The organism is Porticoccaceae bacterium LTM1 (assembly GCA_030252795.1).
In the GTDB taxonomy this organism is placed as follows: domain Bacteria; phylum Pseudomonadota; class Gammaproteobacteria; order Pseudomonadales; family Porticoccaceae; genus SCSIO-12696.
In genome coordinates, this window is sequence record CP127080.1 from 424,357 (window position 1) to 450,416 (window position 26,060).

The 26,060-nt window shown below is 50.3% G+C and carries 14 protein-coding genes; 12 read left to right on the forward strand and 2 right to left on the reverse strand.

The annotated features are described in order from the left end of the window. Positions 1–53: 53 nt before the first annotated feature. On the reverse strand, positions 54–275 hold the full coding sequence (locus QP938_02010) for a hypothetical protein (GenBank protein WIO74700.1): 222 nt from the start codon (positions 273–275) through the stop codon (positions 54–56). Positions 276–429: 154 nt separating this feature from the next. Here QP938_02010 and QP938_02015 point away from each other — a divergent pair, with 154 nt between their 5' ends. Beyond that, positions 430–759, forward strand: a complete 330-nt coding sequence (locus tag QP938_02015; GenBank protein ID WIO74701.1) for a hypothetical protein — start codon at positions 430–432, stop codon at positions 757–759. A 403-nt stretch (positions 760–1,162) separates the two neighbouring features. Then, entirely contained in the window at positions 1,163–4,009 is a 2,847-nt protein-coding gene (locus tag QP938_02020) for an insulinase family protein (protein ID WIO74702.1), read from the forward strand. Positions 4,010–4,247: 238 nt separating this feature from the next. Here the strand turns inward: QP938_02020 and QP938_02025 are convergent, their stop codons facing one another. After that, the gene (locus tag QP938_02025) at positions 4,248–4,721 is read right to left on the reverse strand and encodes a hypothetical protein (protein ID WIO74703.1); all 474 of its coding nucleotides are present in this window, start codon (positions 4,719–4,721) and stop codon (positions 4,248–4,250) included. A 253-nt stretch (positions 4,722–4,974) separates the two neighbouring features. Between QP938_02025 and QP938_02030 the strand changes: the two genes are divergently transcribed. The 10 genes from QP938_02030 to QP938_02075 all read left to right on the forward strand — a co-directional run bounded on the left by QP938_02030 (position 4,975) and on the right by QP938_02075 (position 26,042). Further along, positions 4,975–5,580 carry a sigma-70 family RNA polymerase sigma factor gene (locus QP938_02030; protein ID WIO74704.1) on the forward strand — a complete coding sequence of 202 codons (606 nt, stop codon included), beginning with the start codon at positions 4,975–4,977 and terminating at the stop codon, positions 5,578–5,580. Continuing rightward, a complete protein-coding gene (locus tag QP938_02035; GenBank protein WIO75602.1) occupies positions 5,580–6,638 on the forward strand; it encodes a FecR domain-containing protein in 1,059 nt (352 codons plus the stop codon). The genes QP938_02030 and QP938_02035 overlap by 1 nt, the downstream gene beginning before the upstream one ends. A gap of 153 nt (positions 6,639–6,791) precedes the next feature. Further along, complete coding sequence (locus tag QP938_02040; protein WIO74705.1) at positions 6,792–10,382, forward strand: TonB-dependent receptor plug domain-containing protein; 3,591 nt, start codon at positions 6,792–6,794, stop codon at positions 10,380–10,382. 271 nt (positions 10,383–10,653) lie between these two features. Then, positions 10,654–12,306 carry a hypothetical protein gene (locus QP938_02045; GenBank protein WIO74706.1) on the forward strand — a complete coding sequence of 551 codons (1,653 nt, stop codon included), beginning with the start codon at positions 10,654–10,656 and terminating at the stop codon, positions 12,304–12,306. Positions 12,307–12,313: 7 nt separating this feature from the next. Next, positions 12,314–13,339, forward strand: a complete 1,026-nt coding sequence (locus QP938_02050) for a MoxR family ATPase (protein ID WIO74707.1) — start codon at positions 12,314–12,316, stop codon at positions 13,337–13,339. A gap of 59 nt (positions 13,340–13,398) precedes the next feature. Beyond that, positions 13,399–14,451, forward strand: coding sequence for a TlpA disulfide reductase family protein (locus QP938_02055; protein ID WIO74708.1), 1,053 nt, complete (start codon positions 13,399–13,401; stop codon positions 14,449–14,451). Positions 14,452–14,505: 54 nt separating this feature from the next. Further along, complete coding sequence (locus QP938_02060; protein ID WIO74709.1) at positions 14,506–15,402, forward strand: DUF58 domain-containing protein; 897 nt, start codon at positions 14,506–14,508, stop codon at positions 15,400–15,402. A gap of 78 nt (positions 15,403–15,480) precedes the next feature. Beyond that, positions 15,481–17,196, forward strand: coding sequence for a hypothetical protein (locus QP938_02065; protein WIO74710.1), 1,716 nt, complete (start codon positions 15,481–15,483; stop codon positions 17,194–17,196). Positions 17,197–17,316: 120 nt separating this feature from the next. Then, complete coding sequence (locus QP938_02070) at positions 17,317–19,782, forward strand: VWA domain-containing protein (GenBank protein ID WIO74711.1); 2,466 nt, start codon at positions 17,317–17,319, stop codon at positions 19,780–19,782. 53 nt (positions 19,783–19,835) lie between these two features. Then, positions 19,836–26,042: a hypothetical protein gene (locus QP938_02075; GenBank protein WIO74712.1), complete on the forward strand. Its 6,207-nt coding sequence runs from the start codon at positions 19,836–19,838 to the stop codon at positions 26,040–26,042. Positions 26,043–26,060 lie beyond the last annotated feature (18 nt).

Below are 26,060 nucleotides of genomic sequence, written 5' to 3' on the forward strand. Positions count from 1 at the left end.
TCATAAAAAAAGGGTGATTGAAAAATCACCCTTTTTCTTTTGCTGAGCGGATATCAGGCTTCAGCATCCGCTTCAATATCTTCGGCTTCCGGCTGGCTCCGGCTGCCCATAAACCACAGGGCGGCACCTACTACTGCCATGGCGATACGAATAATAATACCGGTGTCATAACCCCAATTATCTATCCAGGAAACCAACGCAAACTCATAACCAAAATAATTGAGTACAAAAGAACCCAGTCCAAACAACAACAGCAATTTTCCAAGACTTGCCATAATCTAATCCTTCATTTGTTGATTATTGTGTTCCACTGCACGGCAACCATCCCAGACTATGTGTGGGGTGTCAATTAGTGTTATCAGAATCAGGGGATTGCCAATCCTTTCAGCAAAAGCGCACAATGGGACAAAACTGTCTTAAGGAGTTGTGATGGACAGAGATGCCAAACTGCGCCGATTGGGCGTTTTACACCTTTCTTTGGGGGTGTTGGTTGCGGTCGTCGTACCGTTGCTATATTCCAGCCTTGTCGCCTTTACCGGTGATTGGGCTCTGGTTCTGGCCCTTGTTGCGGCAGTTCCACAGATTGTTGCCGGAGTTATGTTGTTGAAAGGCAAACGATACTTTTTTCCATTGGCAATGATTGCCGGTGCAATCAGTCTGGCAAGTATTCCCTTGGGAACCGTTCTTGGGCTGTACACTTTTTCGGTACTTACCACTCCCGAGGATGGTGGTGAGGACGATCTGACTGAACTTCCCTAGGGCCTGTCGACAGGCCCTAAAAATCTTCCCGGGATGAATCCGCTTCAATACGATAGAGACTCCCACCTTTCCAGGTATTTACTTGATAGTTATTAAAAGCAACTGGGCATAAGGCTGTTTTTGATCTTTTTTCGGGGAAGTGTGGCGTTGAAACGTTCTTTATCAAAGCTGATTACATTGTGCCCACTTGATTGGTGGGGGAAACGTGGCGCTGAAGTGTTTAACTTCTAGAGCTGATTACTTTGCGCCCACTACCACCGGAGCATCTGTGAAACTATTCTTGTCTGTTGTGGTCAGATCGCCCTAACATTATCCCTACACCAGCTTTTGATGAACGTTGGTCAGTTATGACCAACTCATATAGGAATTTTTTACCCCCTTAATGGGGACCTTTGGAGGAGAAATGAGAACAAAACTCAGTATTATCGCCTTGTTAGGCGCGTTAACGGCTTGTACGCCATCCGAACAGGCGGCCGATGCCAGCCGCATTGAGGACCCCTCCGCCTATGTGGTGCAGAGCTTCCCTCTGGATACAAAAGAGTATCGCTACATTGAGCTGGACAACGGTATTCGCGCGTTGCTGATTTCGGACGACAAGGCGGTTAAATCCCTGGCGTCACTGAATGTTAACGTTGGTTCTTACCAGGATCCGGAAGGCTGGGATGGTCTGGCTCACTTCCTGGAGCACATGTTGTTCCTGGGTACCGAGAAGTACCCCGAGTCAGCCGAATACAACGAGTACCTGGATTCTCACGGTGGCAGCCACAACGCTTACACCGCTTACGACATCACTAACTACCATTTCTCGGTCGACAACAACGGCTACGAAGGCGCGTTGGATCGCTTCGCCCAGTTCTTTATCAGCCCGCTATTCACAGAGAAGTATGTGGATCGCGAAAAGAACGCTGTTCACTCCGAGTACTACACCCGTATCGAGAAGGATGGCATTCGCAATATGGAGGTGTTTGAAAACACCATCAATCAGGCGCATCCGGCCTATAAATTTAACGCTGGTACCCTGGAGACCCTGTCTGACAAACCTGACCGTCCGGCTCGTGACGAGCTGATCGAGTTCTACAACACATACTACAGCTCAGACATCATGACCCTGACTCTGGTCAGCAACAAATCACTGGACGAGCTGGAGCAGCTGGCCCGTGCCAAGTTTACTGCCGTGCCCAAACTGGAAAATGTACCGGAAACCAATTTCCCTGAGTTGTTCGCCGAGGGTGAATTGCCGAAGGTAATTGAGATCAAGCCAGTTCAGGACTCACGCTCACTGACCCTGACTTTCCCGATGCCTTCCCAGAAGGACTATGATCAGGAAAATCCAGTAGGCTTTGTTGCAGCAATGCTGAATGCCAAGACTGACAACAGTCTGAGTGATCGTTTGAAGGCCAAGGGCTGGATTCAGAGATTTCAAGCTGGTCCAGGCATGGAATACGGTACCACCGATACTTTCGTGATCAGTGTCTCCCTGACCGAAAAGGGTATGGAGCATCAAGACGAAATCATCGCTGCACTATTTGACCAGGTCGCTCTGGTTAAGAAAGAGGGTGTACAGGAGTGGCGCTACAACGAGATCAAAAACCTGTCTGAGATGGGCTTCCGTTTTGCAGAAAACAGTTCGCTGGATATGCAGGGTGCAATAAGCTTTGCCAATGCTCTGCAAGACACCCTGCCGCGCGATCTGTTGGGTGCCGGATACAAGCGTTTCGACAGCAAACTTATTAACAACGTGTTGGCCGAACTGCGTCCGGACAACATGGTGGTTCAGCTGGCTGCACCAAGTGTAGTGCCTGAGAAAGAAACCAGGTTCTACGGCGCCGACTACCGCACTTACCAGCCGACCGCTGAGCGCGTAAAGTCCTGGAGCGTTTCACAGTACAGTGACCTGAAGCTGGCTGATCGGAACCCGCTGATTCCGGAAAACTTCGATCTGATGGATGTGCAGACCGCTGAAAAGCCGGTGAAACTGGACAACACAGATGGCATGGAAATCTGGCACTACCCGAATATCGAGGACAATATTCCCAAGGCCACAGTCCAACTTGCCATTGATCGTCCTGAGCGTCCGACCCTGGAGCAGGATCTGGTATCCCAGCTTTACTTTGGCATGATGGGTGAGCAGCTCGAAGAGCTGAAGTTCAACGCTAATCGTGCGGGTGTCGGTTACAGTGTGGGGCAGGGTGGTGTCAGCTTCAGTGGATACTCTGACAAACTGCCGGAGCTTGCGGATGAGGTATTGGCACAGGTTCTGAAGCCGACCTTCACCGAAGGCCAGTTCAACCGCATGATGGAAAACGTCAAACGCTACTTTGCCAATTACGATAAGGCCCAGCCTACCCAAGGCGTTAACCGCGACCTTGAGGAGCTGTTGGATGCTGACAGCCATTCGGTGGAAGAGGTGCGTGCCATGGCTGAGTCCATCACACTTGAAAAAGTGTTGGCTGCTCCGAGCTGGCTGTTCGGCGAAGGCCGCATGACCATGATGACCTCCGGTAACATTACCGAGCAGCAATCTCGCGACTTCGCTGAACAGATCAAATCGACTCTTGGTTTGAAGTCTACCGAAAAAGCGATTCCTAAGGGTCAGCGTGTTGTGAAGTTGAATCCGACAGAGAAGCCTGACGTTTACCTTTCCCAGCTGGCACATGGTGACGCCGCAGTATTTCGTTACTACCAGGGCCGCGAAAGTACTCGCGAAGAGAGAATGAAGCTGCATCTGTTGAGCCAGATCATGCACCAGCAGTACTTCAACAGCCTGCGTACCGAGCAGCAGCTGGGCTACATTGTTCAAGCTGGTGCCAAGCGCAGCGATCGTACCCCGGGAATCATCTTCGTGGTGCAGTCACCGACTGCCAGCGCTGCCGAAGTAGAAGCGGCAACCGATAAGTTCCTGCCGGAATTTCAACAGGTGTTGAATGGTATGACTGATGCAATGTTGGAGCCACTGAAGCAGGCCACCCTGGCTCAGCTGATGCAAGAGCCGCAGAACGTTGCTGAAAAAGTTGGCCGTTTCTGGCAGGACTTGCGTGATGACTATCCAAACTTCGACTCTAGAGAAAAATCGATCGAAGCGCTCAAGAACATCACTATGAAGGACGTCCAGGATGCGTACAATGAGATCATCATTGAAAATCCGCACGCAGTCTCCGTAATTGCACCGGGTGCCAAAGGTGGTGTGAAAGCCACGGTGAAAAGTGCTCAGGAGTTCCGCAACGGTAAGGAGATCATTACTCGCAGCTAATTTACTGTCAGTGAGGACATCCCAAAAAAACCCGCCATAAGGCGGGTTTTTTGTTTTTGATACGGTTGGCAATGAAACCACGAAATGGCTTTTATGAAAGTGCCTGGACCGTCAAGGTGATTCATACCTGGCACAGTATAAACCCTAAAACCTATAGATTCCCGCATTCGCGAGAATGACTAGTGACTCTTGTCTGGCAGGGCTGCTTCTCAAATTTTTCTCGATAGTGCAAATGGATTTAGTAACAAAATCGCTCTCTGGCTATTTTAATTTCGATAATAGACTGCCTGCCAGACTTGTACGAACTTAACAGCACCATCAAATCCTGATGGCGAAAATGGATGCCTGTCTTTCCAGCCACTTCCATGCGGTGTCCGGGGCCCAACTGGCTTTCGAGACTGTCCGTCAATTCCTGCCAGTGCTTGCCAAACTTGCACATCCAGAGTTTTTTCCGATAGGGGAAGTGGGCCACGAACTGGAGCAACTTACCATTGCGCTGTACAACATCCGTCTCGCCAGGCTTTACACCCTCCCAGGCAAACCGGTAGCTCTCGCGACTGGCCAGTATAGGTAGCTTGACCTGATTGGTGCTTTGTTCGAAGTCATCGCAAGGCTCAGCTCCGGACTCACGCAGAAAATCATTCAGCTCATCGCCCAGATTGCCCTGTATACAGTGCTTTGCTTTGGCGAATAGTGACATGGTATTGAGCATTAATGGTCTCCTGTGGTGTTAGTGCAAACAGTAAGAAAGATCACGCAAAGGAGCTATGACAGGGTTATCAGATCCACTGTGCGCAGTTGAAGATTTACAGGAAACTGTTCGGGTATTGCCTACTACATGACCAACTTCTGGGTTTTGGTTCCAGTTCCTGTATTTCTGGTATTGGACATTTCAAAAAGAAATTCAGGAGTTTCCGTAGGGGGAGGGGGGAGCAGTGCGTTGTCTATACTGAGAGGTGTATTCCATGGTTCCCAACTCAGCCCTCATGGTAAAAAAACAAGATAATGTAGTAGACCTGCAGGGGCGCCCGCTGGAGACTCGGGAGCAAGCGCTTGAGCGCCTGTTTCATGAGCATAGATCTGCGGTTAGCGCCTTCCTGACGGTGCGCTTGCGTGTAAGCCGTGAAGAACTCGATGACGTCGTGCAGGAGGTGTTTGCCCGACTGGCTCGAATGGAGGATCTGTTGGAGAAGTTGCCTCCCGACAATGAGTCTGCACGGTCTTACCTGTTTGCTGCAGCCAACCGCCTGGTGGTTGATATGGAGCGCAGACGAGTGGTGCGGATGCGTTATCAGCAGCAGTTAGAACAACAGGTCCGGGCTGAAAAGCCAGCTGCGGACTCGCCGGAGTCTTTAGTGTTGGCACGTGAGGATCTGGAAGTGGTGAAGGCGGTTCTGGCGGGGTTGAAGCCGCTGTGGCGTCAGGCTTTTATTCTCAGTCGATTCAAGCAGAAAAGTTATCAGGAAATTGCTGATCGAATGGGAGTCTCAATCAAGACAGTAGAAAAGTATATTTGTATGGCTTTATCCCAGTTGCGTAAAGCACTGATGGAAGGTCGAGGTGAAGAGTGATGATCGGCAAAGGTAAAAACTCGCGAGATAACAGCAGTGTCATTGAGGACAGTGTTCACCTGTATTCGGGTAGAGCCAGTGCAGCGGAGCGTCTGGAGATCAATCGGCGCCTTCAGGATGAGACTGCAGAGAAGGCATTTGTTGAAGTCAATCACCTGATTGCCGGGTTGGATGAGTGGGCGGCTGAATTGAGCTCTGACCCCGAGGTAAAGGCTTGGCTGAATGAGACGCCTGAATTGGATCGGGTGTCCGGGGCAAGAAGTTACTGGCCCAAACTGGCCGTAGCAGCTGGCCTTGTGCTGGCGGTTGGTGTGGCGATTCTGCAGCCTTGGCAGTCTGCTTTGGAATCGACTGGCAATGTCTTGCGTTATGTTACGACGGTCGGCGAGCAAAAACAGATTGCCCTGGATGATGGCAGTGTACTGACTTTGAACACTGCATCGCAGGTGCTGGTGGATATGAATGATCAGGCGCGTCGGATTGTGCTGGATCGCGGTGAGGTCTACTTTGATGTTGCCAAGGATGAATCCCGTCCATTCAGTGTTGAGGTTGGTGGACGCAATATCACCGTGTTGGGTACTGCATTTAATGTGCACCGTACAACGGAAGGATTTTCGCTGGCGCTGGTGGAGGGTGAGGTTGCCATGCATCGCCCGGGACAGGGGGATTTCGATCTGGCCCCGGAATTGGATCCACAGAACGGGGAAGAGGTGCAATTAAAAGCGGATGGCGCATTGCGAGTTCAATCCGGAACCTATTTTGAGTTCAGAGACCTAACCCAACAGCTTAGTGCTCGTCATGATCCTGGTATCGCCAAGCGCCAAGCTTGGCGTACAGGTTTGCTGAGCTTTGAGGGTGTGCCGTTGGGTGTGGTGGTGCAAGAGCTCAATCGCTATTCGGCCAAGCCCATCCGCTTGGTTGGTGACCAATTGGCGGGCATAGAAGTGTATTCCACACTCAATATCAACAATATAAAAACTGCTTTGAGTGGACTGGAGGTTTCGGCCCAGGTAGTGGTCACCCATCACGTGGACCGTATTGATATTTCGGTGAAATAAATGGCCAAAAGGGTTTTGGCTATCTGGAATTGGCGATAAAAAAATATTTAAAAATTTATTTTCATAACCGTAGGGGGGGGTGGAACAAGTGCGTTCTCTCAAGTAAGCCAGATGAATCTGGCTATACATAGAAACGCAAAAGAAGGTGGGTAAATGAAAATGAAAGCAAGTAAATTGCAGAAAACTCGACTCGCGAACAATGTGGCGGCAGCGGTTCTGTTAATCGCAGCAGCCAGCAGCCATGCCGATACCGAAAAATATTCTATAGATATCAAAGCCCAGAAAGCCGGCTCAGCCTTAGTGGCTCTTGGTGAAAGTGCCGGTGTCCAGATTTCCATTCCGAATAGCCTGGCTTCCAGAGTCAAACTCAATTCCCTGAAGGGCGAATTTACCCTGAGTGAAGCGCTGGAGCAGCTGCTTTCCGGTTCAGGGCTCGTTTATAAGTTTGTTGATGACAGCAGTGTGGTGGTCAGTGAGGCAGAGGCCGCTGAAGCTTCTACTGCCAAGAAAAAAGACACGCAGGAAGTAGAAGAGATTGTAGTTACCGGTTCTGCCCTGATTCAGGATCCGGGCAAGCTGACCCGTCAGACCACTACCTTTACCCGTGAAGATATAGAGAACAGCGGTTTGACTCGCCTTGATGATTTTTTGAATCTGCTGCCTCAAAACCTGAATGCCCCCACCAATGTCGGCTCTGGCGACTTCAAAAATCAGACCTTTGGTCTTGGTAAGAATGTTTATGGTGGCTCCTCTGCCAACCTGCGTGGTCTGGGTGCCCTCTATACGTTGATACTGATTGATGGCAAGCGACCCACCGCAGGTGGTCAGTTTGGTGAGATTACCGACATCAGCAACATCCCCATCGACAGTGTTGATCGTATTGAAATTTTGTTTGATGGTGCGGCTGCTATTTATGGCGCTGATGCTGTGGGTGGTGTAATCAATATCATCACACGTAAGAGCTACCAGGGAACCAATGTGTCGATGACCCTTACTGGGACTGAAGATGGTGGTGGCGAGCAATTGAATGCCAGTGTTGGCCACACTTTCGGCTGGGACTCCGGTCGCTTTACTACCAGTTTTAATTTTCAGGGGCAGAAGCCAATTGATGGCTCTCAGCGTGGTATCGCTTTTACTCCAGACGCTGCCGCGGACTTTCTGGTGGAGCCAGCAAAAGATGGCAACCTGGTATCCAGTTATAGTACCAGGGCATTGATGTTTATTAAGGATTTGAATGGCGACGGCGACTATGACGATGAGGGTGAACGTCTGGGAGGCGGGACTGAAAATGGTAGATATGGTATCACGGGGGGTATTCCGTACTACTCGCCTCGCAGCATATCAGGGATGGAGGCCGACGGCTGGGAGCCCATTTTTGCAATTGGCCTTCCAGAAGATGGGTTTCCGGATGATCTCTATGGCTTTGATCTGAGCAATTTTGACCCAGAGAATCCTGAGGCGTTGCTCAATCCTCGTGGAGATTTGCCGCTGCAGAACTTTAGCTTAAAGCCAAAGGACAGCACTTATGGTCTGAGTATGTCGCTGTATCAGGAGCTGTCTGATCGCCTGAGCGTAAAGCTGGACAGTAGTTACAGAGAAACAGAAAAACAGAGCTTTACCAGTAACCAGGATCGCCAAGATATCTTGGGTACCAGGAGCTTGTATCAGACATTGTTTGGCACCCCTTTTCGCCGTGCTTTCCAAGTGGACCTTCCGACCCAGAATCAGGAAATTGAGATTCGTAATTACTCGTTCAGTGCCGGATTTGACTATGAGTTGACTGATAAGTGGAATATGAGTGGTGGCCTGGCGTGGGGGCTGAGTCGCTCTGAGTCCAGAACCAATGATCGCCTTAATTCACGGGGTGTCATCTACGATACCCTTATGGATGGTATGGTAAATGTTCGTGGGGATAACCCCAATACCCCTGAAGTGGATGGTGCGGTTGTTGGTGATACTTACGAGCACCCATTGTATGGCCCTGTGACAGTGAGTTCGATATATAGAGGTTATGCAAGATTTGTAAACCCTAATGATGGTAGTCAGGACTATCTGATCGAGGCGGTGCCGGGTTACTGGGAGCCTAATATGGGCTTTAGCTCTCAGGATGAGCTTGCGGAATATATTACCGATAAGAATGTTCTAACCAGTACACGCAGTACGAACAAATCGGCCAACTTAGCTCTGCAGGGCACCTTGTTTGATACGGCTGCTGGTGGTGTGCGTGCGCGTCTTGCTGCTCGGTACAGACAGACTGAGAGTCATGCCATGAATAATAATAGTGACTTGCCTTCCTATATGTTCACTACTGGCACCAATGACAAGGCAGATGGGGCGTCGGGAATGTTCTTCCCTTCGGGTACTATACAGAAGGCATATGACAAGCGTTATGGGCGAGATACCGCTACCCTGAGTGGTGAGATCGCTGTGCCTCTGGTTAGCAGCGATATGAGTATTCCATTTGTTGATAGCTTCCTGGTTAATGCTGCGAGCAGTACTGAGGCGTATAGCAAAGTAGATATGCGCGGCAATAACTGGTCTATGGGGATGAACTGGGGTGTCAATGACTGGATGACCGTTCGTCTCAACCGCAACTACTCACTGCGTGTGCCGTCTTCAGTTCGATCAGCGACTGAAACTCAGTGGAGTTTTTACGAGTTGGGCTTGAATAATACCAGGCCAAGTGGATTCCCGGCTTTTGCTGCAATGAGGGCACTGCGTGGTGGCTCTGAAGAGTTGAGGCCAGAGCGCAACTTTGGAACCGCGCTGAGCTTTATCTTTACACCGACGTTTGTCGATGGGATGAAAATTAAAGTCAATGCACGTAAATCTGACACTTATGACCGGATTGGAACGCCGCGCGTTGGTTTGGACAACTGGCTTGACGACTACTTGAATCCAGAGTTCGTGGCTCTGCACCCGCTGTTTTTGACCGATGTCGGTGACTATACTGAAGACGCAGATGCCAATGCCAACTACAGGCTTTCATACGCCGTTATTGATGGTGCTGATTTAAGAGAGTATCCCATTGTCTTCGATGCTCGTCAGCGCAATGTGGGAGATGTTAGTAACTCCGGTATCGACTTTGAAGTTAACTACCGTGCAGATACAGACTTTGGTGATTTTGTTGCTTCCTGGCGTCATACCTACACGCTGAAAAACCTGATTACTCGGGAAAACCTGTGTGAGGGGAAACCAGAAGATGTGTGTTCCGTTCGGGCGGGTATTGTCTTTACTGAAGATACTGAGATGTATGACTACACCCAGCCGGTAGATACTGTGGATACAGTGGATCGCCGTCGCAGAGTTAAAGACTTTCCATTGCCTGCGCATCGCGGCTCCGTGCAGTTAACTTGGAACTATCGTGGGTTGAGTGTAACCGGTACAACCACTTATCAAGCGGATACTCACGCGCTTGAAGAGCTTCGAATTACAGACGAAGAAACCGGTGAGCGTCCTTTTGTGGCCTTAGAGGCTACCACTAAGGCGGCTTCTGCACTGACACTTAGTATGGGTTACGATTTCGGCAAGGGAGATTTGTTTGAGGTGCCAAGCTGGCTGGATAAAACCCGCCTGCGCCTGTCAGTAAGCAACGCCTACGTATTCCAGGAAAACGAGATTGAGCGCAAGCGTCTGGATAATGGGGGACCTGTTGGGTTTTCACGGGCTACTTACTACAATCCTCATGCGATTGATCCATACGGACGCCGCTATGTGCTGAGCCTGAACAAGAGCTTTAATTAGTCTTGCAATTACAGTGCTAACACCTCTTCAGCCGGCCCTTTGGGCCGGCTTTTTTGTTTACAGCGCTTTTAAGGCTTAACAAAAGTTAACGTATTTCTTTCTGCTTCATCATAGGGGAGACGTGGATGCGCGCGTTCTCTTATGTAGAAAAGACAAAAAAATATCGCCTACCGTAGTTGTTAGGGCGGCAGATCAAGAAGACTTCCCAACGCTGACAGTCACGAAGATGTTCAGTTGACTTGATAGTCATAGCAGTACATTGGAGGGTTTAGTGGACAATAACAGGGATAAGGCGAAACTCGCCTCCCGTGAGTTTGGTGTGCAGTTATCTTTAAACCATCTGGCTGAAGCCGGTGGTCAGTGGCTGCGCCAGTGTCATTTGAAGCGACGTGCACAGGAATTGGTTGGCTGTGCGCTGCTGTGGTTGGCGGTTTTTCCTGTGCCAATGTTGATGGCAGAGTTGGTCCGATATGCCTGGGGACAGCCCAGCTGGAATCTGTCGTTTCATCATTACGTCTCAATTGCACTGGGCTTGGCACTGCTGGTCACAGTCATTCGTTGGATCTCGCAGTGGTTCACGCTGACCATATCTCGTACCGCTGCACTGGCGCGTTATGACCGGGAACTGTCGCTCAGCGATCGGTTGGTAACGGCTGAGGAGTTTTCCCGACGGGAGACCCGTACCCCATTTATGGTGGCTGCAATTGAGGATGCTGGCCAGTTGGCACGTGCCGCCCAGCGTCACAAGCTTCATGAGACCGATCCTTCACCGACGCTTATTTCCCCTCCGGCAATCGTTTCGATATGGCTTGCCATTGTGCTGATGTTGCTGTCCGTTTGGGTCGGCGCACAACAACAGGCTCCGGGTATTGTTGTGTCTGGAGTTTCAGTCGATATCACTGGCTCGTCAGGCAGTGTTGATCTGCGTGACCAGGGGCAAAACTCAACAAATGGCAGTCAACTGGCATCTGAGCCTGCCGCAGGGGCTGGCGATATGGAGTTAGCTGGTAACCAGGATTCTCCACAACAACAAGCGAACTCGTCGGAAGGTGCTGGTCAACAGGCTGACCTGGCGTCTCAGCAGTCGTCTGAAGCGGAGGCAAGCAGTCATGGAGGCGCACCCAAGGCAACCGCTGGTAGTGAGTCTGGAAACGGACTGGCATCGGAAGGTAAAGGCGGCTTATCAAAGTCAGCATCTGGTAATCGTTCAAAGAAAGAAAAGAAAGAAAATACAAACGGTGAAAAATCATCGGCTGGTGCATCGTCTTCCGCGCATTCTGCGACATCAAATTCTGATGGGGGTGTTGGTGAAGGCAGCAATGCAGACTCTTCCGTAGAAATGGAGGAAGAAGGTGGTGATGGCGTAATGGTTGGGTCTAACCGTCTTGAGGCCGAACAGAAGCCTGAGGAAATTGAAGTTTCCGATGATGATCCGCAAGAGTTTGAAGAAGGTGGAGAGGGCGGCGAGCAAGGTGAAGAAGAGTCGCAAAACGGTCAGGCAAAAACAGCTAGCGGTGGTAAGCCGGATCCAAATGCCGAAAGCAAACGTGCCAAGCAGGAGTCTTCTGAGTCGTCTTCCAGTGAATCACAGGTCGGAAAGCCGGCAGATGGCCGCGGTGAGGGTGAAGACCCGATCAAGAAAGAGCGCGGAGCACCGAGCGCTATTTTGGGTGTGCCGATGCGGGATAAGTTAATTGGTAAGTCCGGTATTGGCCCTGAGAGCATGAAACAGGAGCAGACTCAGCCTAGCGCGGAGTCTGCGGTCAGTCTGTTGGCGCAATCGCGTATGAAGCGCTCAAACGCTATGCGCGCCCTCGAGCCGACCGCCGTTGAAACCTGGTCCGAACCCGTGGTGAAAAATTATTTCAAATCCCTGCGCCAGACGCAGGAGCAAAAAACAGAATCCAGGAAAGTTGAGAGGTAGAGAGAAAATGACTTCAGCAATTAATAATCCGGTGTTTACGTCCGAAGATGCTCGCAAAGCGGCTGAACGGTTTCGCGAAATCTACAGCAATATCAAAACACAGGTTTGCGAGATGATGGTGGGTCAGGACGAGGTGATTGACGGTGTAATGACTGCACTTTTTGCAGGCGGTCACGTACTGCTGGAAGGTGTTCCGGGCCTAGGTAAAACCATGTTGGTGAACTCTCTGTCCAAAGCGGTTGGAACAGATTTCTCACGCATTCAGTTCACCCCGGACATGATGCCTGCGGATATTCAGGGTACATCCGTGCTGATGGAAACCCCGGACGGTGGTCAGGAGCTGCAGTTCCAGGAAGGCCCGATTGTTTCCAACCTGGTGTTGGCGGATGAGATCAACCGCGCTACACCCAAAACACAGTCCGCACTGCTGGAAGCGATGCAGGAGCGTCAGGTAACCGTTGGCAAACGGACTATTAAACTGCCTGAGCCGTTCTGTGTGCTGGCCACTCAAAACCCGGTAGAGCAGGAAGGTACTTATCCGCTGCCGGAAGCACAGCTCGACCGTTTTCTATTTAAATTAGTGGTTGGTTATCCAAAAGAGCAGGATTACCACACCATTCTTGATCGCACCACAGGCGGAGCCTCTCCGGTAATTACCGCTGCGACTACCGGCCAAGAAATTATCGAAATGCGCAACATTGTCCGTCAGGTTCCGGTGTCTGATGTAGCCAAAACTTACGCTATTCATCTGGTGATGGGTACCCAGCCGGGCAGCGATTATGCCCCGGACATTGTCAATGAATTTGCAGCATTGGGTTCATCGCCTCGCGGTGCCCAGTCATTGCTGCTGGCCGGTAAGGTCCGGGCTTTGTTGAGCGGTCGATTTGCGGTGAGCTGCGACGACATTCGTGACGTGGCTATACCGGTATTGCGTCACCGCATGGTGATTAATTTCCATGGCCAGTCTGAAGGCATTAACGACGCCGATCTGGTGCGCGAAATTGTAGCCAACGTAAAACAACCAAACGAATAATTAAATAACGATATTTATTGCTGCCCCCGAGGGGCAGCCGGAGAGAGGGAGTATTTATTATGTTTAAACGAACTGCTATTGCGTCTGTTGTCGCTGGTTTGGCACTGTCCATGAGTGCGTTTAGTGGCGATTTCGATTATGTGCTGGAAGATATGGCGGCGGTGAAAAAACAAATTGAAGCTAAAATCTCAATTGTTCCAGATAAGAAAACCCAAATGACTATTGCCCAGCAATTGGATTTTGAAGTCGAATTACAATCGTTGATGGAAATGCAAGCGCAAACGGTTGGCCTGGAAGCTGAAGCCTATCGCCTGGCTGAACTCAAGCTTTACATGGATTACCAGAATAAGAAATTCAAAAAAGTTTTGAAAAAAGTTGTCAACGATGTTCCGGCGTCCAGCTATGCCTGGTCTGCATTTCCCGAATTGGCTGGTTCCGTGGCCATTCATTTACCGAAAGTCATCAACCAAAAAGCCATGCCTTACATTGACGGGTTGCGAAGCAATAGTTCTGCGGATGTGGTTGCCCATGTTGAAGGTGTTGATCTGCTGTACATGATTTTTAATGGTCAATTACCGAAAGCGGAAGCCACCTACGATCGCCTGTCAAAAACTTATCCGGATATGGCTGTTCTGGAGCAGGCCAAACAACAGCTGGAACACCTGCGCACTAAGCCACATGTTGGCAAAGAGGCTATGGATTTCAGCGTCGCCAATTTGCAAGACGAGTCAGAAACATTTTCACTGGATTCATTTAAAGGGAAGTATGTGCTGCTGGACTTTTGGGCAACCTGGTGTGGCCCCTGTGTCAAAGAGTTGCCAAATGTGTTGACTGTCTACAACCAGTATCACGATCAGGGATTGGAAATCCTGTCACTGTCCGGTGATCAGAGTCCGGAAGATGTGCTGGAGTTTCTCGACGGTGGTGAAGCGGAAATGCCCTGGAATCATGCATTTCTCGGTGCTGGCGGTAAACCACAAATGGCTAAGGACTATCAAGTTCGCGGTTTTCCAACTATGTTTCTGATCGACCCTGAAGGCAAGATTGTTGCCATGGGTGATTCGCTGCGTGGTCACAAACTCAATGAAACCATTAGCAAACTGATGAATTAATCCGTTTTTTATTGAACGAATTTTTTCTGCACGTTGAGACAAACGAGAGAGCTAATGAGTACCGCATTAACCTTTGATGAGCTTTTTGACCCGGAATTTCTATCTTCTCTGGGACACTTGAGTATCACCGCCCGGCGAGTTGCCGGCGGTGGCCGCTTTGGTGAAAAACTGTCGAAAGATCTGGGCAGTGGCCTGGAGTTTAAAGATTTTCGACCTTATTCCGCAGGAGACGATTTACGGCGTATCGACTGGAATATTTATAACCGTCTTGGGCGGATTTTTCTGCGGCTCTATGAAGAGCAACAGGACCTGCCGCTATACCTGATGCCGGATCTGTCGGAAAGTATGTACAGCGAAGGTGCAGTGCGAGCAAAAGCGGCGTTGAGAGCCAGTCTGGCAATGGCGACGATCAGCATGAATCAAAATGATTCAGCCGGTCTGGTGCCTTTTGGTGAAGACATGGAAGTGATTACCAAAGGAAAGTCCGGCAAAGCCAACATCATGAGTTTTGCCCGCCACTTGTCCGGTCTCAAGCCACAGGCTAAAACCGACCTGCCTAAATCACTGCAAAAACTCAGCAGCTTGAATCTGCGTTCGGGTTTGCTGGTAATTGTCAGTGACTTTTTTGACCCGGCCGGATTGGAAGCGATTAAAAAAGCCTTGGGCAAAGTGAAGCACAAGGTTTTACTGATTCAGATCGTTCGGCCTTCTGATTCTGATCCCACGTTGCAGGGCGAATTGCGGTTACGCGATTGTGAAACTGGTGAGGTAGCAGACATCGCCATGACCACGGCAGTTCTCAAGCGCTATCAGGAAGCTTACCAAACCTTCAGCGAACAGCTTGCGCAAGTGGCTAAAAAGCGCCAGGCGGGTCTACTGCGATTGGATGCTGAAGGCGATGTGGTCGGCCAGTTGGCCAAGCTCTTTGAGACTGGCAGTTTACATGTTTGATGGGAGAGCCCAGATGAGTCTTGTCATGCACTGCACAGCTGAGCAAGCACAAGCCGGCTCTTTTCCCGGAGGGAAAGAATGAATTTCGTCAACCTATCCCCTATGGCTGTTTTGGGCGGTGTTGCTGCTCTGGCTGCGATTCTTTATGCAGCCCAGCGTTTGCGTATTCGCTTTCAGGAGCAGGAAGTAGCTACTTTACTGTTTTGGAAGGAAGCGCTGAATGAGGCGCCGGTGCGCACCTTTAAGCATAAATTTCGTCACTTCTGGGCGTATTTGTTCTTGTTATCTATTTGCACGCTGCTCTGGCTCGCATTTGCAAAGCCGACTATAGAGGCTTCTTCAGAGGCGGATGAGTATGTGCTGCTACTGGATGGCTCGGCACTGATGACCCGTGAGGGTCGATTCCAGCAGGCTCTGGCTGCATTGGAAGCCGACTTGGCCGAGCTCCCGGAAGAACGGCGTAGAGTTATCTGGTGCGGCTCACGGTTTATGACTCTGTTGAAATCGGGCGAGCACAGTTTGCTGCTGGCTGAACGTGTCAAAGATCTTCAGCCGGAGGCCGTACCTTCCTCTCTGGCCTTACAGTTAAGTCAGCTCAATTCCGGAGCAGCTCATACACATGTACGTATCTATGGGGACTCCCCGGTCTCTAGTGCCGATTTGGAGCGACTGCCGGAAACGGTTGAAGTATCGCTTGGCTTTGGTGCCATGCCGGAAAACTTTACCAATTCCGGTATCACGTCGATTGGCGCGACGGCCGCCGCCAGTGGCGAGTGGGGACTTGTCGATCTGTTGGTTCAGGTAGAGGGTGACTTGCCTCTTAAGGCATCAGAGCTGCAATTAACCAAAGATGGTCAGTCAATACCTGCTGAATTTGTGGTTACTGATAGTGGCTATCAGTGGTGGGCGTTTAATGTCCCAGCAGATGGTTCATCGATTTCGGCACAGTTGGACACCACGGATGATCTGCTCTGCGATAACCGTGCGGATATTACCCTGCCGATTTTTGAAAAAATTCGCGTTCAATTGTCCCGTGCGGTACCAGAGTCACTGGCTATGGCGATTGCTGCAGATGTAGCAGTAGAACTGGTCACAGAGCAGCCCGATGTTGTGGTTCGTCTGCACAATGAAGCGCTGGGTGGCAATGTTCCGGCGATGGAGCTGGCTCCAGCTGAGTTGCAATCGGCAGCGTTCGTAGTGAGCTACCCCTCGGGACGAGATGGCGATGCCATTTTTGCCCAGGCAATGTCTGAAATTGGGCTGGGAAACATCGACGCCGTTGGATTGGCTGAGCAGACACAGAAGACGATTGAGGTGACTGCTGAAGCGGGCGAAGGGTGGTCATTCAGTGTCTGGCAAGAACTGATGCAGCCAAGCTATAACTTTATTCAGTCACGGGCATTTCCGTTGTTTGTGGCACACAGTATTCGCTGGTTGGCGGGTGCTCAACAGTGGTACCCCTACGCCGCTGTCGGTCGCCCGCTGCCTGCGGCTCAACCGGCTATTGAGCCTGGCTTCATCAATGATTCTGGTCAATCGGCCACGGTAGAAGGTGAGCGTTTCTTCCCGGTTCGACCCTCAGTGCTGTCTCGAGCCAATAGCCATGAACCACTGGCAGTTACTTTCCTGGATAGAGACACGACCTTGCTGACGACCGAAAGCGCACTGTTGGAAGGCAGCTTGCCGGCTTTTACACCAGCAGTGGGAGTCAATCTTTGGTGGTGGCTTGTGCTGTTGGCGTTAGTGTTGTTGACAGTGGAGTGGTGGAGTTACAACAAAGGGCGGATGCCGTAGGTTGTGAGACGAGAGACGAGAGACGAGAGACGAGTGATGTGAGAAGAGAAGTTACTTGGGTGAATCGGAGTTAATCGTCTCCCATCTCCCATCTCCCATCTCCCGAAAAAGGTTTTGATTATGCAGATCAGTTTTTTACATCCGTTATTTTTTCTGCTGCTGGTACTGGTGCCTGCGCTGTGGTTATGGCCCAAGCGTGGAAGTCGATCCATTTCAGCAGTGTGGCGTTCACTGGTATTTGTAGCACTGGTAACTGCCCTTGCTCAGCCAATTGTCATCAGCACCAGCAGTGAGTCTTTTCGGGTAGTGATACTCGACCTGTCGGAAAGTGTATCTGATGAGGCGCGCGATCAGCTGCTTGATCGGATCCCAAGCCTGCTCAGTCTTGAATCGAGCAGTGAGAACCTGTCACTGATTGAGGTTGGCGGGCAACTGCCATCTGCCGTCAATGTTGAGTCAGGGGTGGAGCGCATCGTGCTGAATGACCCGGAAAATTCCTCTGATCTGGGTCGGGCATTGGCGGTTGCCAGTGCACAGATTCCTTATCACAGCGCAGGGAGTATCACACTGGTAAGTGATGGCCTGGCAACAAACCCTGACTGGTCGCGTGCCGTACAGGCGTTGATTGAGCGTGACATACCGGTTCATGTTGTCGAGATGGCGGCGGCAGAGCTTGATGTGTATCCAACGGCGCTCAAGGCTGATGGTGAGCTGCGGGTTGGTCACAGTGGACAGGTGAGTGTGACCCTGCTTGGTAGTGGCGAGGCCAAGGTGATTTTGCTTAATGAGCAGGGCGAAAGCCTGGCCGAGAAATTGATTCAACTAAACGGAAGACGCCAGGTCAGCTTTGAATACGAGCCGACTCATCAGGGATTTGAAACGCTGTCTGTGTTGGTCGAAACCTTGAATGCACAGGACGCACCTGGCAATAACCGTCTCTCTACTGAAATAGCTGTTCTGCCACCGTTGCGAGTGCTGTATCTCGGAGACCGGATGTACGGTGGTGCCGATCGAATTCAACAATTGGTAGGCGCCGGTTTTCAGATTGAAAAGCCATCCGTGGAGCTGAATGGCGAATTTCCGCTGAGTAACTATCAGTTGGTCATATTGGATGATTTTCCGGCTGCTAAATTACCGCAGTCGTTCCAGTCGCTGCTCAATGAGCAGGTTCAGGAGCGCGGACTGGGGTTGCTCTACAGCGGTGGTAAATCCGCCTTTGGTGATGGCGGATACCTCAACACAACCGTTGCCGAACTGCTGCCAGTAACACTGCAGCAGCGTCAGGAAAAGCGTGAGCCAACAGTGGCACTTACCCTGATTATTGACTCCTCCGGGTCGATGAGTGGGCAGCGAATGGAGTTGGCCAAACAGGTGGCTATGTTGTCGCTGAAAAAACTAAATCGCAATGACCTAGTGGGCATTGTTGAGTTCTATGGTGCCAAAAACTGGGCAGTACCCTTGCAGCCTCTGGCGGATCGGAATTATGTCCAGCGTGCGATCGGGCGTATGAAGCCCGATGGTCGCACCGTATTAATGCCTGCCATTGAAGCGGCACTCTACGGCCTGAAAAATGTTCAAGCTCGTCATAAACATATTCTGGTAATCAGTGATGCCGGTGTGGAGAAGGGCGACTTTGAGTCAATTATTCGCCGCGCGTCCCGAGAGGGCATCACACTCTCCACGGTCATGACGGGTAACGGCGATGACAACGAAGTCATGAACCAGATGGCGCGTGTTGGTGGCGGTCGTTTTTATGCAGTTAATGATCGCTACAGTTTGATTGAACTGAACCTGAAAAAAGACGCGGAAACCAAACTGCCAGCCTATCAGCAGGGGACATATTCCATTGAAACACAGATGCACTCTGCTGATGGCAAAGGATGGTGGGCAGGATTGCTGACCGACGAATTGCCACCAGTACAAGGTTATATGGAAGTGCAATCGAGATCTGGTGCAGAGCAATTGTTGCAGGTCAGTAACAGTGAACATCCGTTGTTGAGTAGCTGGCGTTACGGCTTGGGAAGGGTAACTGCCCTGATGACCGAACCCGTCGGACCTGGAACACAAAGCTGGCAGAAGTGGGAGAGTTATGGTGCATGGCTGGGTCGAGTTATGCGACGCACAGCGAATGATCTGGCTCCCTTTGAAACCCGGTGGCAGCGAGAAGGTGGTCGAGTTTGGCTGGATGTGGTTGCTCGCCAACGCAGTGTGACTCCAGCTTTGACTGTGGGTAACAGCGAGATGCAGCAAACGCTACCTTTAACGGAAGCCGCACCAGGCTGGTTCCGTACTGAACTGAAGACAGATTATACAGAGTCAGTGCGATTGCAGGTAAACGGCTGGCCTCTGGCTGTGCCTAGCACTTTAAGCCCTGAGCGGCAGGTCGACCCTGTGCACGGGCTGGATCTGGTTGCACTGGCAACAGCTACTGGCGGAGAGCGCCTGGCTGCTGGCCAAGCATTGCCGGAACGGTCAATTTCGAACAGCGCATCATTGCAAATTAAAGAACTCTGGGGTTGGTTCCTACTGGCGGCGCTGCTGCTTTATCTGGTGGAAATCATCCTGCGGCGCTTGCCGCGACAATAAGATTCGCCGAGAGCGTGTGTGCGCTCCTGGCACAAGAGTGTGAGGGAAAGATAGTGTCAAAACTGATCACAAAAATGTCTGGTGGACCATTGCTGGCGACCGTGTTGACTATCGGTGGTATTTCGCCGTCGCTACTGGCTGAGACTGGTATGGTAAGCCAGTCTCCATTAACGACCGCTGTGGCGGCAGTTGTTTCGGCCCAACAGGGAAGCGAATTTGCGAACGCTGATCGTCGTTATCGCGAATCAGTACAGTCAGCTGGAGATGTGTCTCCACTGCTCAAGGAACTTCGCAAGCAGCTGAGTGATACAAAGCGCGGTGCCGATGAGCGAGCCAGAACTTCCCTGCAGCTAAGTCTGGTGCTTTGGCGCAGTGGCGATTTGAAAGGTGCCATTGATGTGGTCACTCAAGGTCTGGATCTGAAAGGTATCAGCCAGCCGAATATGGCAGTACTGCACGAGCAGTTGGGGCGATTGCTGGAAGCACAGAGTGACCACAAAGGTGCTTTGGGTGAGTATCGTCAGGCGCTGGCCTTGGCCTCTAGGGATGATCAACAGCACATTCAACAACGTATAGCCGTATTGACCGGGGATGCAGACCTGCTTCTGGAGCTGGCCAAGGGTGCCGACCAAGTAACAGCTAACCGGATTGCTGCAGTACTGGCTTTGATGGGAGAGCCGGGGCTAGGTATCCAGGTCTTTCAGATCGACCCATCGGCAAGCAAGCAGGATGAACTGGACGGTCACTTGAGGTTAGCGGACTGGGCATTGCTGGCAGAGCAGTGGCCGCTGGCTCAGCAGCATGCTTGGGCAGCAGTGAATCTGGCCGATAACGACCGGGATAGTGGTTACAGCCTGGGTGTACTGGTAGAGGCTTATCGTGCATCGGATTCCCTAGAAAAGTTGGTAGAAGAGCTACAGGCGCGCAAAACACTGAGTGGATTGGAAAAGCAGGAATTGACCAATCTGCTTCGAGAATTGGGGCGTCCGGGTGATGCTCTGGAAATGCTGTTGGCGTCTGAGCGCCGCCTGACAGCGGCTCAAAAGCGACAGTTAATTAATCTGTATCTGGAAGCGGGACGGGATTCAGAACTGCAATCCATGCTGGCAGAGCGCATGCAGGCCAAGCCTTCAGATATTGATTGGCCAGCCGGTCTCTGCCAATACCACCTCAGTAACGGCAACCAAACGTTGGCAAGACAGGTATGGCTCGACTTTATTGAGCGCAACCGAAGTGCCGAGATTCTGATTCTTGCTGCGGAAGAGATGGAGACCTTTGGTTTTGTAGATCTGGCGGTTCAGGCGGCGGAAAAGGCACAGCTGGACGATGAGTTTGTTATGACGGCGGGCCTGTTCCAGTTCGACCTGCTGATGGCCAGTAGCAATCGGGATAAAGCTGAGCGGGTACTGGACGATTTGTCTAAAAAAATTCCCGAGAGTCACTCCGGCCGTAAATCACTTGTAGATAGTTATCTTCAGTTAGATAAACGCGATAAAGCACTGAAACTGTTGACGTCGTTTGTTGAGCAGAATCCAAAAGATGTTTCCGCGAGAATTTATCTGGCAGAAGTGGCGCAAATGAATGGTGAGCATGCGCGAGCCAGAGATTTGCTTTTGGAACTGCTGCCATTAGTTTCGGCAACGCAGCTGAATATGATTGAAAGCCGCTTGCTGAAGAGTGTTGATGCTCTTGGGCAATTACCGGAACTGACAGCCGAATTAACAGAAAAAGTTAACAAGGGTACTGCAGGCAAACCTGAGCTGGGACTGCTGGTGCGTATCCAGGCTAATGCCCTGAAACCAGAAGAGGGCATTCGAGCGATCGAGGCTTATTACCGTCACCATCAGGGTGCTGGCAGTGTGGAAGCGCTAAAAGAGAAGGCCAGTCTTTATCAACAAGTGGCGGACTTTAATGGGTTCGATCGCGTTACCCGTGAACTGATAACAGCTGATCCGGCAAATGCCCTGGACCATGTTCGCGGTACCATTATTAATTACATCGAAAACCTGAGCCTTGAAGTTAAAGACGAAACGCAAGTTGCTCAAGAGCTGGAAAAACTTGCCGCATTACATGCTCGCTACTCAAAAGATCAGGCCGATCGTGAATTTGAAGCCGGCATTTTGGAGATGGTAGGACAATACGACCGAGCCAAGGCAATGTATGAAGAGGTTCTGGCTCGCCACCCAGAGCGAAGTGAAAACTATATCGCTCTGGGTGAAGTACTGAAATATCAGAAACAGCAAAATAAAGCTCGTGCGTTATACCAATATCTGGCGGAAAGTGCCGATAGCGAAGCGCTGGTGGTACTTGCCCTCGATGGCTTGATGACTCTGCAGCCAACTGCGGAAACGGTAGCGTGGGCTGAACGCCAATTGATGCTGAGATTGCTGCAGGATGCTGAAAAAAGTGGTTACTACCGAGTGATGGTGGATATGGCGGCGAGTGCTGGTAACAGTGCTCTGCAAATGAATACCTTGGTAAATATCCTGACAATTGGGCGGGATTTGCGCGGTGTCACACTGGAAGAACTGGCTCAGCTTACCAATCCGCAGTTAAATCCACCGCTGATGCCTGATCCGGAGAAATACCTCAACTATATCCGTCGACTGCTGATAATGGGGCACCAATTGCCTCCCAAGAATTACCTGAATATGGGAGCCGCATTGATGTCGATGGGGGACAGTGACGCCGCATTGCAAGCCGTTAACCTGGCAGTTGAGCAGACCGGGGATCAGGGCATGCTGGAGCGTGCTGGTGAGTTGTTTACTGCGGGTGGTCGTGATGACCTGGCTCGAGTCATGTTTCAACGAGCATTGAATGGTTATAGCAGTAACTATGAATTAAACATGAAACTGGCGGCTATCGATGAACGCGTTGGTAATTTAGCCGGTGCCCGTCAGGGATACCTAAAAGCTTTATTGTCCTTGATGGCTGAACAGCCTGCTCAAGTAAGAATGATCAGTGCCCAGTCGAGTGACGGGAAATTCAGCCGTGCCTCAGATGGACAGTTGCTGCAATGGGCAACAGAAACCAATGTGCCTGACCTCAATAATGACGGACGCATGTCTGAGGCGTACCGCGCGCTGTATTTGCCGTTGCGGGATGGTCTGGTGAGAACGCTGCAAAATGGCAATGATCGACGTGACGTTATTGCCCAATTGCAGGAAACATATCAGGCTGCCATGGAGGCTGCAAACTCTGGACGTCCGCTCAAGATGTTGAGCAACTATCCGCAGCTGGAAATGATTTCCAAGCTATTGCGCTATGTTCTTTTGCAGGGTGAGTCGTTTGAAGTATTGAGCGAATTGGATCTTTCACTGTTAAAACGTTTTCCTGAGGATAAGGTCCTGCCACAAGCCATAGTTATCTGGCGTCAGCGTTGGGGCGTTCCCGCATGGGAGCAGACCTTGGCCAAGTATCGTTCTCAATTGTCCGCCGAACAGATACAACTGTTGTCCAAAAAGTGGCAACGTATTGAAGGTGCAGATTCTGGCAATGGAAACGTGCAAAAATCTCTGCTTGTCGCACAAGCGGATGGTGATAAAAAGGCCATTACCGAAATTTGTCAGAAGATGATTGATTCGGGTGCGTACCGACAGGCAATGCAAGTCGCTCGTAATCACCTATCTGAAAGGGAGAATACAGAGCTGCTGGACAGAATAATCAGTCAGCTGCAGCAAGATGACAGTAAGCTAATAAGGGTTCTGACTAAAGGGCGAAATGGTGAGCCTTCTCTGTTGGCTGAATTGGAATCCAGTAGTGGACAATCCTTGCTATCAGAGCAGCAGTTACTGACATTAATTGGTAATCGAGATGCACTGATGAGAAATGGCGACTGGGATTATCTGTTTCCGAAGCTTTCCTCACAGGGTCAGGTTGTTTGGGTGAAGGCGATAGAGCGTCTGCAGGATCTCAATATTACAGATGCACTCCACTTTGCACTTTCAAGTCCTCTGGATGAACCCGCACAGAAGGAGCTTTTTAGGGTATATCGCGGCATAGCTAAAGCAGTTAACTCCGATTGGGCGACATTGCAGTTGGGGCTTTATACGGTTGATATTGATCCGAATAATATTGCTCTGGCAGAGCAGTTTATTGATACCTACATGAAGTTAAATCGAGTAAGGGATAACCTTTTTGAGCCCAATATTCTTCGCTTGAAAGGACAGGTTGATGCTGCTCTCGACAGCTTTTTGAATCTTTACTTCAATGCTGACTTCAAATTTGGTGTTAAGAATCCGTTTCGAATGAACATTTCACCATCGTTGTTCCTGAAAAAGTATCAGAACATTTTATTGGCACCCAATAGTCAAAAACTACTCGCTAAGCTGTCAGGAATAAAACTTGATACAGCGGATCAGGAAAACCTGCGCATGGAATTGCTGCTGAGTCAGATAGAAAACCTCAGTGGTCAGTTTTTGGAATCTCAATTGAAACAGGCGTTGCAGAGTGCGCCTGAATCAAATCGTTTGCGTCGTCAGCTATTGCAGTATTATCTAGAGCAAGGGCGTGGTGCAGATGCGGTCGATATTGCTGGTCCATTGGTTTCTGCTGGAGCACTGTGGGAAGAACAGAGAGATGCACTTAAAGCCGTTCTCGAAAAACTTGATTACCCGGAGATGTTGCAAGCTATTGTTGAACTGGAGAGGGAAGTAGGTGGGAATGTTGGAGCTGGAAGCTCTCAACGTTCGCGTTTTGGTTATATGATTAAATCTTTCATGCCAGCGGAAAGACTCTACAGAGTGCTGAGCGGTGGTACGGATGAGGCGATTATGCGTGAGGCTCGGAAGCTCTGGCAGCAGGTAAATCTCTGTGGCCAGAAAAATAAAGAGAACGAGCTTATAAACTTGGATCAGCTGCGCTTGTTGAGTGTGGGAGAGTCGGAAATCTCCGTATTGGATGCATTATTACGGCATCCCGTCAGTCTGGTATTGTTAAACGACTGGTATGAAAGCATACAAGTAGAGGCGGTTCGCGATTATCCTTGGTTCGCGGATATGTTTGCAGTGGCTATTCAGCGATACGGTGATGTTGAAGAGCGGTTTGTTGATTTGAGTGAGCGCCTTAAGCAATCTCAAGCAAGTAATAAAACATTGTATCTGTGGTTGGCACTGGCCAGTAGTGACAGTAACCTGGTCCAGTTGCCGGTCGTCGATAGCGCATTGATTAATCAAGTTCAGAATCATTCTGCACTGAATTACGAGCGTCGCAATCAGTTAGCCATAATTTTGAGCCATCGTGGAAAGCATAAGGAGAGCGAACGTATTTTCACTGCACTGGTTATGGATCTGATGACTGGTCGACCAGGCTTTGGAGAGCCTCTACAGGTGCTATCGGCTCGAGTACAGGCGCTGCTGCCTTCAGTGGAACTTAACCGTTTTGTTGATCGCATGTTGTTATTTGCAAAACCTTGGTTAGATGAGCAGCAACCATTCTATGATCTTTTTGTGTTGAACCTGTTAAAGCAAAGTCAGGATCCAGTAGATTTTTACAAGCGTCACCGCGTGTTAGTGGATGGAGCCTTTGAAACAGCAGTGCAGTCAAAAGATCCTGAATTTAATCGCTTAGCGATTCAGCAATTGAGAGTTCTGGGGCAAGATAATCGCGCTCTGGAGGCGTTGCTTCAATTACTGCGTAATAGTGATAAAGATTTTTATCAGGAATTAAGTCTTGATGTGAATCGATATCGCCGGCAGTTGATGAGTGATGGAAGTGATGAAAGTGCACGCTCAACCGGATCTGTTTTCGAGTTGCGGAGTGAGTCCTCTGAAGCGGATCTCAAGAAGGACTGGCCGAAGACTGTACTCAGCGCCACTATTATGTGGCAGCAGAATGGGCAATTGTCAGCAGAACTGGCAGTGGAGACATTATTGAAACTGGCAAAACATTACCCTGATTTGGCCGGCGATATAGTGAAGCCACTTCAGTTGATGTATTCACTAAGTGGTGTATCAGCAAAATTAAAAGCAGGCATTGCCAAGTTGTCTGAACAGTATGGTCGACCACTAAGCAGAAAGCAGCGTAAGGAAATAATGGTATTGGGAGCAACGGACATGTCACAGGCCACTGAATTGCTCCGAGAAGTTAGACAAGAAGAAGGCCTGGAGGCTGCACTCGACATAGGACAACGTTTAGCACGCTTTTCACGCCAAGATGAAATGATGACCACTTTGGTTGAATTTGCCCGCGAAGCGGGAGATAGTCAACTGGTGGCACAATGGCTACAGTTGAAAGACAAGGCTTCACAGATGCGTCTATAAAAATCCCTCTTAATCAAT